The 15029-nt window shown below is 65.1% G+C and carries 15 protein-coding genes; 9 read left to right on the forward strand and 6 right to left on the reverse strand.

Going from position 1 to position 15029, the window contains the following annotated elements:
* From DSD19_RS20345 to fliF, 6 genes are all read right to left on the reverse strand, one after another.
* The coding region (locus tag DSD19_RS20345; RefSeq protein ID WP_113670911.1) for a HAMP domain-containing protein at nt 1–891 on the reverse strand (891 nt) is incomplete at its 3' end.
* A 26-nt stretch (nt 892–917) separates the two neighbouring features.
* On the reverse strand, nt 918–1496 hold the full coding sequence (locus DSD19_RS20350) for a hypothetical protein (RefSeq protein ID WP_075784586.1): 579 nt from the start codon (nt 1494–1496) through the stop codon (nt 918–920).
* A 456-nt stretch (nt 1497–1952) separates the two neighbouring features.
* Nucleotides 1953–2690, reverse strand: a complete 738-nt coding sequence (fliP, locus tag DSD19_RS20355) for a flagellar type III secretion system pore protein FliP (protein WP_113670912.1) — start codon at nt 2688–2690, stop codon at nt 1953–1955.
* 5 nt (nt 2691–2695) lie between these two features.
* Nucleotides 2696–2989, reverse strand: a complete 294-nt coding sequence (locus DSD19_RS20360; protein WP_075784584.1) for a FliM/FliN family flagellar motor switch protein — start codon at nt 2987–2989, stop codon at nt 2696–2698.
* Complete coding sequence (locus DSD19_RS20365; protein WP_113670913.1) at nt 2982–3587, reverse strand: flagellar biosynthesis protein; 606 nt, start codon at nt 3585–3587, stop codon at nt 2982–2984. Before DSD19_RS20365 ends, DSD19_RS20360 begins: the two co-directional genes overlap by 8 nt.
* Complete coding sequence (fliF, locus tag DSD19_RS20370; protein ID WP_337248268.1) at nt 3587–5281, reverse strand: flagellar basal-body MS-ring/collar protein FliF; 1695 nt, start codon at nt 5279–5281, stop codon at nt 3587–3589. Before fliF ends, DSD19_RS20365 begins: the two co-directional genes overlap by 1 nt.
* A 78-nt stretch (nt 5282–5359) precedes the next feature.
* Between fliF and fliL the strand changes: the two genes are divergently transcribed.
* The 9 genes from fliL to DSD19_RS20415 all read left to right on the forward strand — a co-directional run bounded on the left by fliL (nt 5360) and on the right by DSD19_RS20415 (nt 15018).
* Nucleotides 5360–5869, forward strand: a complete 510-nt coding sequence (gene fliL / locus DSD19_RS20375; protein ID WP_243628182.1) for a flagellar basal body-associated protein FliL — start codon at nt 5360–5362, stop codon at nt 5867–5869.
* A 10-nt stretch (nt 5870–5879) separates the two neighbouring features.
* Nucleotides 5880–6341, forward strand: coding sequence for a hypothetical protein (locus DSD19_RS22500; RefSeq protein ID WP_075784580.1), 462 nt, complete (start codon nt 5880–5882; stop codon nt 6339–6341).
* Nucleotides 6338–6955 carry a MotE family protein gene (locus DSD19_RS20385; RefSeq protein WP_113670914.1) on the forward strand — a complete coding sequence of 206 codons (618 nt, stop codon included), beginning with the start codon at nt 6338–6340 and terminating at the stop codon, nt 6953–6955. The genes DSD19_RS22500 and DSD19_RS20385 overlap by 4 nt, the downstream gene beginning before the upstream one ends.
* Before the next feature lie 64 nt (nt 6956–7019).
* Nucleotides 7020–7889: a flagellar motor stator protein MotA gene (gene motA / locus DSD19_RS20390; protein ID WP_075784578.1), complete on the forward strand. Its 870-nt coding sequence runs from the start codon at nt 7020–7022 to the stop codon at nt 7887–7889.
* Complete coding sequence (locus tag DSD19_RS20395) at nt 7886–10300, forward strand: hypothetical protein (RefSeq protein ID WP_113670915.1); 2415 nt, start codon at nt 7886–7888, stop codon at nt 10298–10300. Before motA ends, DSD19_RS20395 begins: the two co-directional genes overlap by 4 nt.
* Before the next feature lie 440 nt (nt 10301–10740).
* A complete protein-coding gene (gene flhA, locus DSD19_RS20400) occupies nt 10741–12828 on the forward strand; it encodes a flagellar biosynthesis protein FlhA (protein ID WP_113670916.1) in 2088 nt (695 codons plus the stop codon).
* Complete coding sequence (locus tag DSD19_RS20405; RefSeq protein WP_075784575.1) at nt 12825–13595, forward strand: flagellar biosynthetic protein FliR; 771 nt, start codon at nt 12825–12827, stop codon at nt 13593–13595. Before flhA ends, DSD19_RS20405 begins: the two co-directional genes overlap by 4 nt.
* Nucleotides 13592–14671 carry a flagellar biosynthesis protein FlhB gene (locus tag DSD19_RS20410; protein ID WP_113670917.1) on the forward strand — a complete coding sequence of 360 codons (1080 nt, stop codon included), beginning with the start codon at nt 13592–13594 and terminating at the stop codon, nt 14669–14671. The genes DSD19_RS20405 and DSD19_RS20410 overlap by 4 nt, the downstream gene beginning before the upstream one ends.
* The gene (locus DSD19_RS20415) at nt 14671–15018 is read left to right on the forward strand and encodes a hypothetical protein (protein WP_075784573.1); all 348 of its coding nucleotides are present in this window, start codon (nt 14671–14673) and stop codon (nt 15016–15018) included. Before DSD19_RS20410 ends, DSD19_RS20415 begins: the two co-directional genes overlap by 1 nt.
* Nucleotides 15019–15029: the final 11 nt, after the last annotated feature.

Raw genomic sequence — 15029 nt, forward strand, 5'->3', positions numbered from 1 at the left:
CTCGTAATCCTCCGCGAACCGTTCATCGATCCGACTCGTCAGATCGCCGCCAGAAAGCGCCTGAAGCGCGCTGGCAAGGCCTTCGACTGCCTGCGCCTGGTCCGTCCGCGCCGCCTCGCGCCGCATCTCGGCGGCTCTCATCTGACTGAGGTCGCCACGCAGGCTTTCGAGGCTGCGGGCAAGTTCGCCAAGCTCGTCAGCACGGTCCGTCATGGGAATTGAATTGTCGAAATCGCCGCGCGCCAAGCTCCCCATCGACGCACAGAGTGCACTTAGGGGACGGCCCAGCATACGGCGCAACAACACTGCGGCCGCAAAAAGCAACCCCACAAACAGCACCATCGTCACGATCATGCCTGGCACAGCATTCCGAAAAACGGCCGTCACCGCACCTTGCGCAGTCCAGACGGCTCCTACCGCTCCGACAATTGCCTGATTAGGCCCAAACTTGACCGGAACGACCTGGGCGAGCGTTCCTCTTTGGAAGACAGTTTCCCCAGAGGAGATCGCCTGAAGAGCCATTTCCTGCAACTCGGCAGCGGCTCCAGGATCCCCCGTGCCGACCCGGGCGATGCTTTCGGCGTCGGCGTTCCAGACAGCGACCGACACCGCTTTATCGCCAGCGCGCTGAAGCTGACCGTTCAGGTCCTCTTCGATGGCTGCACTGTTCTTGAAACGCAAATGCGGGCCAAGATTTGCTGCGCTGCCGACAAGCACCGATTGCAGCTCTTCGCCAAGCGCATCGCCTACGATATCCAGCGCACTTCGCGTGGCGAACGTAGCCAGGAGGATCGCAACGACACATGTCGTCGCCGCGATCAATCCGGAGATTCGGATCAGAATCGAGCGCCCTGGAAGGGACGCCGGGGCGGCAGAAACTCCGTTCGGCATGGGCGCCACTCCTTTTTCCGGTTCGATCAGAACAGAGCCGCGCCGTCGACGGCGACGGTCATCGCGCCGATCGGCGCCCCGCTGTCCGGGTCGACAAGGGTGAAGGAGACCTGCGCCTGATAGCGCTGGGTGGACTCATCAAGTTCGATCTCGCCGAAATGGACGGCATCGGGCCCCACCGAATAGGTCATGGAATACTTGTCCTCGTCACCCTGCCAGTAATCCGAGGTCACGCCCGATGTCGCAACGTTGAGTCCGCGCGCATCCATCACGATCACTTCCGTCACCTTGCCGTTCGAGGCATCCACCTGGCCGCGCAGGAACTCGGCCGCTGCATTTCCGGTAACCGACGAGATCAGGTCCGAAGAGCCACTGTCGAGTTGCGCCCGCCAGGCCGCGTCGAGTTCGTCGATCTTTTCCTGCGAATAGCCGCCGGTGATGGCATTCTGAGCCTCGACCGCCTCAATCACGATCGGCGCTGCGGCCCAGGGCCGGATCGCGCTTTCGAGAAAGGCCGCCATCGCGGCATCGCCATCGGACGCAGGGGCGGGGGCCGCGAACAGCAGGCCGGCAAGGAGCGGGAAAGTGAAGGCTGTGCGGATCATGGTATTCCTTTCGCTTCGGACGCGGCCGGGACCGTCCCGGTCGCTTAAGAAATACGCGAAAAGACCCAACGGCAGCTTAATCGCGACATGTCGACACATCTTGCTATGGCGTTCTCAAATCGGTCGGACAGACTGGCCCCGCAGCGCCCGGGTCGTCTTCAAGTCATTGTTATGGAGCGCCTAACCGGCCGGTACGTCGCGGAGTCGGCGGCCAAGCCCGAGAACGCCTCCGGGCCGCAGGTGAACGTCGGGTCTCATTTGATCGCCCAGCCGATGGCACAACGGGAACGAGCTCGGGACTGATTCGAAGCCCGGCCAGACACGAAGGGTCGGCATTTTCACGTAGGGTCAAGGGATGGCGGGCAAACTTGGAGTTGCGACAAAGCCGAACGGCCCGCTTGCGAGGAAGCGGGCCGAAGCAGAGATGAAACGTCTGGAGGAGGGAAGACGCCCGGCTCAGCCGCCCGGGAAATACCCGCGCACCAGGGCCTCTGAAATCAGGCTCCAGCCATCGGCCACAACGAAGAAGGCCAGCTTGAACGGCATTGCCACAACCGCAGGCGGTACCATCATCATCCCCATCGACATCAGGATTGCGGCCACCACGAGGTCGATGATCAGGAATGGAAGAAATACCAGGAACCCGATCTCGAACGCCCTTTGGATCTCGCTGAGCATGAAGGAGGGCACAAGAAGCGACAGGGGCGCATCCGCGATCGCCGCAGTGGGATCGGCCTGCGGCCGAAGCGACAGAAGCCGCTCGTAGGTGTCGACATCGGCGCGGCCGGCCATGAAGGTTCGGAACGGATCAAGGATACGCGGGATCGCATCGTCAATTGGCAAGGTCTCGTTCATCATCGGCACCACACCCGCCTGCCAGGCCTGGGTGAAAGTCGGCTCCATCACGAAATAGGTCAGGAACATCGCCAGGCTGACGATCAGCATGTTGGGCGGCGATTGCTGCAATCCGATGGCCTGGCGCAACAGCGACAGGACCGTGACTATGAACGGAAAGCAGGTGAGCATGATGGCCAGACCGGGCGCCAGACTGAGCACGGTCACCAGCAGAATCATCTGGACCCCGCGCCCGGCCAGCGACCCGCCCTCGCCGAGCGAGATCGAGATTTCCTGCGCCTGGGCCGGCACGGCCAGGGAAAGCAGGATAAGAGCGGCCGGCAGCAGGCGCTTGAGCATGTCGGTCAGGCCCCCGAGACGGTGTCGATGATTTCCGTCAGGCGCACGGCGATCTGCCCCGCCTGGGCGCCTTCGACTTCCTGCAACTCTCCGCGGGCAATCAGCCGGTCGCCGATATAAAGCTCGACCGGATCGTCAATCCGGCGGTCGAGCGGCAGCACTCCGCCGCGGTCGATCTGCAACAGATCGCGCAGCAGCGGACGGGCCTTGCCGACCGAGACGGTGATCTCGATCGGAACCTGATCGAGAAACTTGGCACCGAGGCCTTCGCCCGGCGCTTCGGAAGATATGTCAGCCATGGCGGCGTGCCTCCTCTTCGGTGGTCATGAAGTCGTTCAGCGCGCTGCGGATCGCCGCCAGCATGCCGTCAATGTCGATTTCGCGTTCGCCCGCCCCGCCGCGCAGCAGCGCCTGTCCGGGCCCGAGGGTCGCATCGTCGACGATCTGAAGCGGCAGGCCGGGATCGGCCCCCGCAAGCTCTTCGAGCGCGTCGCGATTTTCCGGACAGACCCGAAGTTGAAGCGGCGTGTTGGCCTCGGCCTCGGCCAGTTCGAGTGCAATCTCGACGACCTTGCGGGCAAATCCCTGTCGCGCGAGATCGGGCAGGACACGGTCGACCATCGCGGACAGAAGCGGCTCGAGCGCCTCCATCACATGGGTGCGCGCCTCGTGATAGCTGAAGGAGAGCTCCTGCAGCGTCTTCTCGAAATCGGCACCGATCCGTGCGCGCGACTCGGCCTCGGCGGCGGTGGCATCGTCCCAGCCCGCCCGATAGCCCTCTTCGTAGGCGTCGAGCCGGACCTGCTGGGTGTCCTCGACCGGCGCCGGATCGGGCTCGCGCCCGGCCCGGGGCCTGGCGCCGTGGTTGGAGAAATCCTCCAGCAGCAACCGGGACATCACGCTTTCTCCTGCCGCTCTTCCATCCAGCCGCGCAGGATCGCAATGGACTCGTCACGGCGGCTTTCGATCAGATCGCGCAGACGGTCGACGGGGCTGCCGCCCCCGCCACCGAAGCCGTCCATGCCCAGAGGCTCGTCCGAGAAGTCCGACGGATCGATCGAGGCCATCGTCATCGCAGGCAGCCCGAGATCTCCCGGCAGCCCGCCAAGATCGTCCTGCGGACCGTCGGCCGGATCGATCTCGCCATTGAGCCAGGTCTGGTCGGCGCCACCGACCGGCGCGGGCAGTCCGGCAACCCCGGCCCTGCCATTGCTGGCCAGGATAGGACGGACGACAAAGAGGCCAAGGATCAACGCGACCACGGACAGCACGGCCAGCTGGATCAGCGTCAGCGGATCGAGCGTGAACTCGCCAAAGAGGCTGCTTTGCGGACCGGTGCCGTCTTCCGCGAGCGGCTGGAAGGGCATCGACTTGATGGTCAGCGCGTCACCGCGCTGTTCGTCGAACCCGGCCGCCGAGGCGATCAGTTCGCGCAGCGACTCGAGATCGGCATCGGGCAGCGGCTGCCAGGTCTCGGTGCCGTCCGCAGCGGTCGAAGTCACGCCCTCGACCAGAACGGCGATGCTCAGGCGCCGGATCGCGCCCGGCGCACGCAGGATCTCGCGTTCGGTTTCGGAGACCTCGTAATTGACCACTTCCTGGGTCTCGGTTTCCTTGTGCTGAGACGACCGGTCCGTGGATCCGTCCCCGTTCGGCAGATTGCTGGCCACGGTGACTGAGCCGCCATTGGTGTCGCTGGAGGTGGATTGCCGCTCCTGGGTGTTCTGGCTGATCGCGACACGGCCCTCGGGATCGATGATCCGTTCGCGGATCGACTCGCGCTGGGTTTCGGTATCGACACTGACCTCGACGATGGACCGCCCCGGTCCGAGCCGCGCGGAAAGCAGACGCTCGAGCCGCCCCTTGAGGATCTCGGCACGGTCGTCGCCCGCAGCGGCGATACTCGATTCGTCGGCGACAACGGTTCCGGTAGTCCCGTCGATCACCGACACATCCTCGGGCCTCATCCCCGAAACGCTGGAGGCCACGAGATAGCGGATCGCCTTCGCCTGGGCTGCGGAAATCGACCCGCCGGCCGGGGTCACGGTGATCGCCGCCGAGGGCTGCACGTCGCGGGCGAAGGGGCGCGCGCTGGGCGTGGCGATATGCACGCGCGCCGTCCGGAACTGGGAATTGCCGGCGATAGTGCGCGCGAGTTCGCCTTCCTTGGCGCGCCAGTATGCGGCATCGAACATCTGCGAGGTCGTGCCGAAGCCCGACAGTCCGTCAAGCAGTTCATAGCCTGCCGATCCGTTGGCCGGCAGCCCGTCGCTGGCCAGTGTCATCCGCAGCGAGTCGCGCTGGCTGCTGTCCACATAGATGGCCGGCCCCCGCACCTCGTAGGCGACCCCCGTCTGGTCGAGCGCGCGGATCACGTCCCCTGCGGCCGAGGTGTCGAGCCCGGAATAAAGCAAGGCCATACGCGGCGATGTGGCGACGCGCGACAGCGCCAGTACGGCCGCGAACATGGCGACGGTGGCGATGACCACGACCAGCCTTCTGCGTGGGCTCAGCCCGGTCCAAACGGACAACAGCTGCTGCAACTGAGTTCTCCCATTCCGGGGGGGGCTTCTGCCCCGTTTCTGCCGCACATCCTTCGCAGGCCCGGCTTAACAATCGGTTAGCCCTCATCCGGCTATAGATGGCGGGACACAGAAGGAGCCCAGGACATGGCTGCGACCGATATGGCCGAAGCGGAAGAACCCGCAAAATCTTCGAAGAAGCCCCTTATAATCGGGGTCGCGCTTGCCCTCATCCTGGGGGGCGGGGCTTTCTTTGCGTTGTATTCGGGCATGATTCTCGGGGGCGATACCGGGGCCGATGCGGGACATGGCGGTGGCGGAAAAGAGGGCGCCCATGGGGCCGAATCGGCACCGCTCGACGTGGCGTTCGTTCCGATCGAACAGATGATCATCTCGCTCGGGCCCGACGCCCAGAGCCGTCACCTGCGCTTCGAAGCCCAGCTGGAAGTCGGGCCCGCCTATCAGCAGGAAGTGACATTGCTGATGCCGCGCGTCCTCGACGTGCTGAACAGCTACCTGCGGGCGGTCGACATGGCCGAACTCGAAGACCCGACCACGCTCATTACCCTCCGCGCGCAAATGCTGCGGCGGGTGCAGCTCGTCACCGGCGACGACCGGGTGCGCGATCTGCTTATCACCGAATTCGTGCTGAACTGAGGAGAATCCCATGGCGCTGATCTCGGACATCCTGCTCATTGCCGGGGCACTCGGAGCGACACTCTATTGCTATGTCCTGGCGAGACGACTGCGGCGTTTCAATGACCTCGAAAAGGGCATGGGCGGTGCGATTGCCGTCCTGTCGGCACAGGTCGACGACATGACCAAGGTGCTCAAGGGTGCCCAGTTCTCGGCGAAAAGTTCGACCGACAGTCTCGAAGGCCTGACCGGCCGTGCCGAAGATGTCGCGCGAAGGCTCGAACTTCTTGTGGCGGCAATGCATGACCTGCCCGAAGACGCCGTCCCCGACACCGCCCGAAAAGCCTCGCGGCCCGCGCCCGCCGCAGAAGCGCCGAGCCCGGCCGCTCCCCAGACGGCCGCACCGACCCCCGCCGCACCGGCTTCGTCCGAGACCGGCGACACCGAACCCACGGTCCTGTTCCGCCGCAACGTACGGGAGGCCGCTGAATGACGAAGTCCTCGCGATCGAAACGGGCCAGTGGCGCCGTTCTGCCGGTTGTCGCCGGACTGTTTCTGGCCTCCGGTCTGATCCGCTTCGGCGACGGCACCGCGCAGGCCCTGGCGCAGGAATTGCGGGGCATGGCGGAAGATGCCGCTGCCTCCGGCCAGGGCGGGACCGCAGACCATGCGTCCGCAGCCGACCCTTGCCCACCCCCCGCGGACATTGCGGATCTGCTGAACGCTCTTAAGACCCGCGCGGCCGAACTGGACGCGCGCGAAGCCGAGCTCGACGACCGGGCCGCAACGCTGGATATCGCAGGCGAAGAGATATCAAGGCAGATGGCATCGCTTCAGGCCGCCGAGGACTCGTTGAAATCGACCCTCGCGCTGGCCGATCAGGCGGCCGAGAACGACGTCGCGCGCCTGACCGCCGTCTACGAAAGCATGAAGCCCGAGGAGGCATCGGCGCTTTTCGCGCAGATGGACCCGGAATTCGCGGCAGGATTCCTCGGGCGCATGCGCCCCGATCTTGCTGCCGCGGTGATGTCCGGCCTCGATCCGAACGTCGCCTATTCGATCAGTGTGATCCTGGCGGGACGGAATGCCCGCGCCCCCAAAGAGTAACCACACCTTGTTAACTCGGGTCTGAGACTGTCCCCAACAAGGTCAGAGTAGCGGAGCACCATCCATGATTGGTATCGTCGGGATCATTCTCATCTTCGTGATGGTGTTCGGCGGCTACGTAATGGCAGGCGGCAAGATGGGTATCATCTTGCATTCGCTGCCCTTCGAATTCGCGATGATCGGCGGCGCCGCAGCAGGTGCTTTCGTGATCAGCAACGACATGGCCGCCATCAAGCACACGATCAAGGATATCGGCAAGGTGTTCAAGGGCCCCCACTGGAAGCCCGACGACTACCGCGATCTGCTGTGCCTGTTGTTCGAGCTGATTCGCGTCGCCCGTCAGAACCCGCTGGAACTGGAAACCCATATCGAGGCGCCTGCCGACTCGGCGATCTTCGGGCGCTATCCCAAGATCGTGGCCGACCACGAGGCCGTCGATCTGATCTGCGATACGCTCCGTGCCGCGGGGATGAACTACGACGATCCCCATCAGGTGGAGGAAGTCCTTGAAAAACGCCTTGAGGCCCATCTGCACCACTCGATGCACTCAAGCCATGCCCTGCAGTCCGTTGCCGACGCCCTGCCCGCTCTCGGCATCGTCGCCGCCGTGCTGGGCGTGATCAAGACCATGGGCTCGATCGACCAGCCGCCGGAAGTGCTTGGCAAGATGATCGGCGGCGCACTGGTCGGAACGTTTCTGGGCGTGTTCCTCGCCTACGGTTTCATGGGACCCTTCGCGTCCAAGCTGAAGGCTGTGGTCGAGGAAGACGCGCATTTCTATCTGCTGATCCGTGAGGTTCTTGTCGCCAACCTGCACAATCACCCGCCGGCGATCTGCATCGAGGTTGGCAGACAGAACACCCCCGGCGGCAGCCGCCCCAGCTTCTCGGAACTGGAAGAGGCCCTCAAAGCCTCGAAACAGGAGGCGGCATGAAGGCCCGGCACGTCGTTCTGGCCCTGGCCCTGCTTGCAGGGTCGAAGGCCTTTGCCCAAGAGGTCGAGATCCGGTCCGGCGAGCATCCCGACTATTCGCGTCTCGTGTTCGAAACCGATGCGGCCCAGGCTTGGGTGCTTGGACGCGGGCCGGACGGCTATCTGCTGAAATTCGATAACCCCGATCTGCGCTTCGATCTTGGGGGCGTCTTCGACCGGATGCCGCGCCGCCGTCTGGCCGACGCCGCACTGGTCGCGCCCGGCCTCGTCTCACTCCGCGTGGGCACCGATGCCCACGTCGAGGCCTTCGAACTGCGCCCAGGCGTCCTCGTGCTCGATTTTCGGTCCGGCCCCGCTCCGAACGGCTCTCCGTTCGAGGCAGCACTTCTGCCTCCCGTCTCCGAGCCGACCTCTCCGCCGCCCCAAGCGCCCGAGCCACCCCAGCCGACCGTCCTCCCGGCCCCCCCGGCGCCCTCCCTCACCGCGCCTCAAGGCGACCCGGCGACAATCGCCGAGCCCGCGCCGCCACCGGTCCAACGCACCGAAAGTGCCGCAATACGACTGCCGATCGATCTGGATCTCAGGTCGCCGCTTGCGTCCGCAACCGGCATGAAGCCTCCGGCTGCGATGGTCGAGCAGATGCTCGAGCCGGAAATCCCCCCCGCCGAAACAGATCCACGCGTCGCGATGATGCAGTCGGAACTGATGAAACAGATCGGGCGGGCCACGGCACAGGGGCTTCTTGAACCCGCGGTCGACATCCCCTCGGTGGAGGCGTCGCCCGCGTCCAATGAGCCCCATGGCGATACGACCACCCCCGATCACGGCACCGCCGAGCATGGACAGGCGGAAACGCCCGAGACCGAGCATCATACGCCCTCCGATTGGCGCAACATGCGGGTCGAAACCAGCATGGATCTCGGGCTGGACTTTCCCTCGGGCGATGGCCCTATCGCAGCCGACGGCACGCGGTGTCTGTCCGACAGCAAGTTCGATCTGAATGGATGGGGCGGGGATCGTACGCCGGGCGAGGTCTTCGCCGAAAAGCGCGCGGCGCTTCTTGACATGCGGGATGCAACAGATCCGGCGGGTGCCGTTGGCCTTGCCCAAGCCTATATCGCCTTCGGGTTCGGAGCAGAAGCCCGCGCGGTTCTGAACGTGGCCGGGACCGACACGCCCGACGTCCCCTTGCTGCGCGAACTGGCTGCAATTGTAGATAACGGCCAGGCGGATAACCCCGAATTGTTCGACGGGCAGATGTCCTGCCCAACTCGTGCAGCGCTCTGGGCGGCGCTGGCAAGGCCCGTACTGGGCGATCTGTCGGATCTCGATCGCACCGCCTTGCTGGAAAGCTTCTCCGAGCTTCCGATCCATATTCGTCGCCATCTCGGTCCGACGCTGGCCGAACGGTTTCTGGCTGCAGGCGATCAGGCGACCGCCCTGCAAATCCGGAACGCCGTTGCCCGGACCGGTGAAAGGGGGCGCACAGAAGATCTTACCATCGTCGAGGCGCAGATCGAACTTGCCCGAGGCGCCGATGACAAGGCCGACCGGAAGATCGAGGAAGTGGTTTCCTCGGGCGGACAGGGCACGGCGGACGCTCTCGCACTCCAGATCGAAACCGGACTTGGCCGGGGCCGGGTTCCGTCGGTCGACTCGTTGAACCTCGCCGAATCGCTTGCCTTCGAGCGCCGCGGCACAGCAAGCGGCACCCGACTGTTGACGCTCGCGATCCGCGGACATGGTGCGCGGGGGGATTTTGAAACCGCTTTCGCCATGTTGGCCCATCACGGTCTCGAAGCTCAAACCGAACTGTCTTCCGAACTGCTCGAAGAACTGGCCCAACGAGGTTCGGACGAAGCGTTCATGCGTGAGGTCTATGCCGGCGCGATGACGCTTCCCAAGCTCTCCGCCGATTCCGAGGCCCGTCTGGCCGTCGCGGACCGGCTGACAAAAATGGGTTTCCCGGATCGCGCGTCTGCGGTTCTTCAGCCCGTGAAACCCAGAGGAACCACGCGCGAACGCCTGGTCCGCGCTCGCCTTGCCCTCGCGCAGGCACGCGCAGGAGAAGCCCAACAGTACCTTGCGGGCATCGAAACGGCGGAAGCCGACGAACTGCGCGCCCAGATCGCCAAGCAGCAGGGCAATCTTCAGTCTGCAGCCGACTATCTTGGCGCCGCAGGCGATTCCGAGGCGCAATCGGCAATGGCCTGGCGCGCGCGCGACTGGAACGGCGTCGAAACCCTGGGGGCACCGGAAGAGCGAGCCTTCGTCCAGACCCGGCGTGAACAGGAACCTGCGCCGATCTCGGACGAACCGAGCCTCGCGGTCGCCCGAGACGCACTTGGCGCAAGCGAGACGATGCGCGACCGGCTGCAGGCTATTCTGAACCGCCCGGCCACTCAGAACTGACCGGATCCGTTCCGCCGCCATTCAGCCTTTGTCAATTCCTACCCCATAGGCTGACTAAAAGTTAGAACGAATTGAGTTGGCCAGAATGGCACATGTTCCCTCCCTGCACGCGCCGGATGGCCGTGAAACACTGACCGACCCCCGACCGTTGCGGGCACGCCATCCGCACCGGTCGGCCTGTGTTGTCCGACCGGTCCGACCTAGCCCCGGATCGACACTCGGGCCCGACGCCAGAGCAACTCGGCAGATGTCTTTCCGCCCCCCCGATGACGGAGCCCCCCGCCAACGGGCCGGGCATCGGCGCAAGACCGCGCCGAGCCGTCTCGCGTTTTGGAAACTCACGGCCCGTCGTCTTGCCGCAAGCAGATCGGTGTCGCTCCGTGGCCATGACGCATAGACCCGGCAGCCTGCCGCACCTCCGGTCGAAAAGGATCTGACGCATGCCCGGTTTTTCGATCTCCGAGATCTTCCGCCCGACCATCCTGATGGCCCTCGCCCTCATGGCGATCATTGTCATGATGGTCCTTCCGATGCCTGCCTGGGTGCTCGACATAGGCCTTGCCGCCTCGTTCTCGATCGCGATCCTGATTTTCACGGTCACGCTTTTCATCGAGCGCCCGCTCGATTTCTCGTCCTTCCCCACCATCCTGCTGGCATCGCTGATGCTGCGTCTGTCGCTGAACGTGTCCTCGACCAAGCTCATCATCGGCCAGGGCCATACCGGCACCGGCGCGGCGGGCGACGTGATCGAGGGGTTCGCGATGTTCGTCATGGGCGGCAACGTATTCCTCGGGCTCGTGGTGTTCGGGGTGCTGATGATCGTGAACTTCATCGTCATCACCAAGGGCGCGGGTCGGATGGCCGAGGTCGGCGCCCGCTTCGCGCTTGACGGAATGCCTGGCAAACAGCTTGCCATCGACAGCGACATGGCTGCAGGCGCCATCGACCATGCCGAAGCGAAGGCGCGGCGCGAACGTGAACAGGCCGAGACCACCTTCTTCGGTTCGCTCGACGGGGCCTCGAAATTCGTCAAGGGCGATGCGGTGGCCGGCCTCCTGATTACCCTCCTCAACATGTTGATGGGGCTTGCGATCGGCGTGATCATGCACGGCATGCCGATTGGTCGCGCTTTCGAGACCTATGCCATCCTCACCGTCGGCGACGGCCTCGTCAGCCAGATCCCGGCGGTGATTATCTCGATCGCGGCGGCCCTTCTCCTGTCGCGAGGGGGGACCACCGGCACGGCCGATTTCGCGGTCTTCAACCAGCTCGGCAAGCATCCGGCCGCGCTCGGCACGGTCTCGGTGCTGCTGGGCCTTTTCGCGCTGGTCCCCGGGCTGCCCTTCGTGCCCTTCATCGTCGGCAGCCTCGTGCTGGGCGTCGCGTCCTTCACCCGCTGGCGCGCGATCCAGCGCGAGGCGGCGAAAGCCGCCAAACCCGAGGTCACCGAAAAGATCGAACCCGCAAGCCGCATGGGCGACTTGCTCGACCTTGACGATATTCACCTGGAATTCGCCCCCGATCTGGTCGGCATGGTGCTCGATCCGTCGACCGGAATTGAGGCGCGGATCGTTTCAATGCGGCGGCATGTGGCCGAGAGCTACGGGTTGATCTTGCCCGAGATGCGCCTGACCGACAACGGGGCCTTGCCGCCGGGCACTTATGTCGTGCGTATTCAAGGGGTTGAGCAGGCCCGGGATCGACTGCGGCCCGACCAGGTGCTGGCGTTGCAGGCGGGCGATGTCGCGCTTCTGCCGCGGGGCGAAGACGTGAGGGAGCCGGTCTACGGCGCTCCGGCGCGCTGGGTGTCCGCGGATCGGCGCGAAGAACTGGCTCTGCAGGGCGTGACCGTCGTCAACGCTTCCGAAGTTCTGGCCACCCATCTGCTGGAAGTCATCAAGAACAACTTCGCGCGGCTCCTGACCAACAAGGCCCTTCGCCAGATATTCGACGAATTGAAGAACCTGTCCGATCAGACCCGGGCACAGGCCAACCGGAGAATGATCGACGATCTGGTGCCCGACAAGGTTCCGCCGGACCTGCTGCTGGCGGTCCTCAGGCTGCTGCTGGACGAGCGGGTCTCGATCCGCAACATGCCCCTGATCCTCGAGGCCATCGCCGAAGCCCGTCCGAGCCATGTCGGCGCCGAATCGATCTGCGAACATGTTCGCCGCCGCCTCGGCTTCCAGCTGGTGGCCGAACACCGCCGCGAGGATGGAACCCTGCCGCTTCTGCAGCTTTCGCCGGAATGGGAGTCGCGCTTCTCGACCTATCAGGTGGGTGGCGAGACCGGGGTGCCCGACGTCGCCCTGCCCCCCGAAGACTTCAACCGCCTGGCCAGCGCGGTTTCGGAGAAACTGGCCAAGGCAGGCGAGAACGGCATCTTCCCGGTGATCGCCACTTCGGGCCGCCGCCGCCGGTTTCTGCAGATGGCCCTGTCCGCCAAGGGCATCGCGGCACCGGTGCTGTCCTTCGAGGAAATCGGCACCAATTCGCGCCCGGCGCTGGTCGGCATGGTCGCGGCATGACCCTGGAACTGGCCCCGGCGCTCGAGATCTGGCGGCCTCTGGCGATTGCTGCCTTTCTCGTTTTCCTAAGGGTCGGCGCGATCATGGCCATGCTGCCCGCCTTCGGTGAGCGCGCCGTTCCCACCCGGGTGCGGCTTGGTCTTGCGCTCGCCTTCACGGCGGTGGTGGCCCCGGCGGTCGCGCCCCGGCTCATCGAGGCGCCGCCCTCGCTGGCGGTATCCTTCGCCACCGAAACCGTGATCGGACTGGCGCTTGGGCTTGTGCTGAGGATGATGATCCTCGCGCTGCAGATGGCGGGCGAAATCGCCGCGCAGGCCACCTCGCTGTCCCAGATCCTAGGCGCCGCGTCGATGGACCCGCAACCGGCCATGGGTCGGCTGATGCTGATGGCAGGGCTGACCCTTGCGGTGATGTCGGGGCTTCACGTCCGCGCGGCCGAGGCGATGATCCTGTCCTACGACCTGCTGCCCGCGGGCCGGTTTCCGGACGCAGCCACGCTGGCGGATTGGGGCACCGGCAGCATCGCCAAGGGGTTCGCCCTGGCCGCGACGCTGGCCATGCCCTTCGTCATTGCCTCTCTGATCTATAACCTGGCGCTGGGTGTCATCAACAAGGCCATGCCGCAGCTGATGGTCGCCTTCGTCGGTGCCCCGGCCATCACGGCTGGCGGGCTTGTCATTCTTTTGCTGGCCCTGCCGCCGATGCTGACATTCTGGCAGGACCGGTTGCTGACGGTCTTCGCCGCCCCATTCGGAGCGGGTGGATGAGCGACGAAGATCCCGGCGACAAGCAGTTCGAGCCGACACAGAAAAAGCTCGACGACGCACGCCGCAAGGGCGAGATCGCGCGGTCGGTCGATATCAATACCGCCGCAGTCTATGCCGGTTTTGCCATCACAGCCTTTGCGCTGGGCGGCGCCAGCCTGATCCGTATGGGCGAACTTGGCGCGGGCATGATCAGCCAGGCCGACCGTCTGGCCCCCATGCTGCTTGGGGGGCATGGCACCGCTCCCACGGGAGGCCTGATGGCCGGATTCGGTCTGGCAGCCTTGCCCTGGCTCGGGATCCCGGCCATCGCGGCGCTCGCGGCCATCCTTGCCCAACGCAGCTTCGTCGTCGCGCCGGACAAGTTGATGCCCAAGCTTTCCCGGATCAATCCGATCGAGACCGCCAAAAACAAGTTTGGCAGATCCGGGCTTTTCGAATTCGCCAAGAGCGCGGTCAAGCTGGCGCTTTATACCGTGCTTCTGGCGCTTTATCTCGGCAAGCATCTCGAAGAGATGCTGGGAACGATGTACCTGTCACCGGCGATGGCCGCGGCCAAACTCGTGCGGATGTCGGTCGAGTTCCTGACCGTGGTGGTCGCCATCGCCGCCGCAATTGGTGCCATCGATTATCTTTGGCAGGTCGCCGAGCATCGTCGGCGCCACCGCATGTCGCTTGAGGAATTGAAGGAAGAACTCAAGCAGTCCGAAGGCGACCCCCATATCAAACAGCAACGGCGCCAGCGTGCGGTCGACATCGCAACCAACCGCATGCTGCGTGATGTGCCCGATGCCGATGTCGTCATCGTCAACCCGACCCATTATGCGGTCGCGCTGAAATGGGACCGCAAGAGCCGCGGGGCCCCGGTCTGCGTCGCCAAAGGCGTCGACGAAATCGCCGCGAGAATTCGCGAGGTCGCGGCGGAGGCCGGGGTTCCGATGCGGCGCGATCCGCCGACGGCGCGCGCGCTTTACGGCAGCGTCGAGATAGGTGACGAGATCAAACCTGAACATTACAAGGCCGTGGCCGCGGCAATCCGCTTTGCGGAAGAGATGCGGACCAGGGCGAAGGGGCTGTGATGGCAGAGCGCGACGACCGGCCCGGACGCCTGATGCAGATCGGCTCGATCCTGAAGGATGCGGCGCTGGGCCGGCTGCGGGTGGCAGCCCAGGACCGCCGCCGGATCGAGGCTGCCATCGAGACGCTGGACGACGAGGCGCGACGCGCGGCCGCCGATGACGACATCGCCGTGCGGGCCGTGATGGATGGCAGCCGGATGCTGCGCCATCAGCAACGCCGGACCGCACTGAACGCCCAGCTGGCCCGGGCGCGGGCGCAGGAAGCGGTGTTGATGAAAGAGGCGGCGCGGACCTTCGGGCGCGACGAGGCGCTGCGCGGTCTGTTCGACCGGACGCGCCGCCGCTGAGGCGCGTCCGT

Origin of the sequence: Rhodovulum sp. BSW8, assembly GCF_003314725.1 — a bacterium.
GTDB lineage: Bacteria > Pseudomonadota > Alphaproteobacteria > Rhodobacterales > Rhodobacteraceae > Rhodovulum > Rhodovulum visakhapatnamense.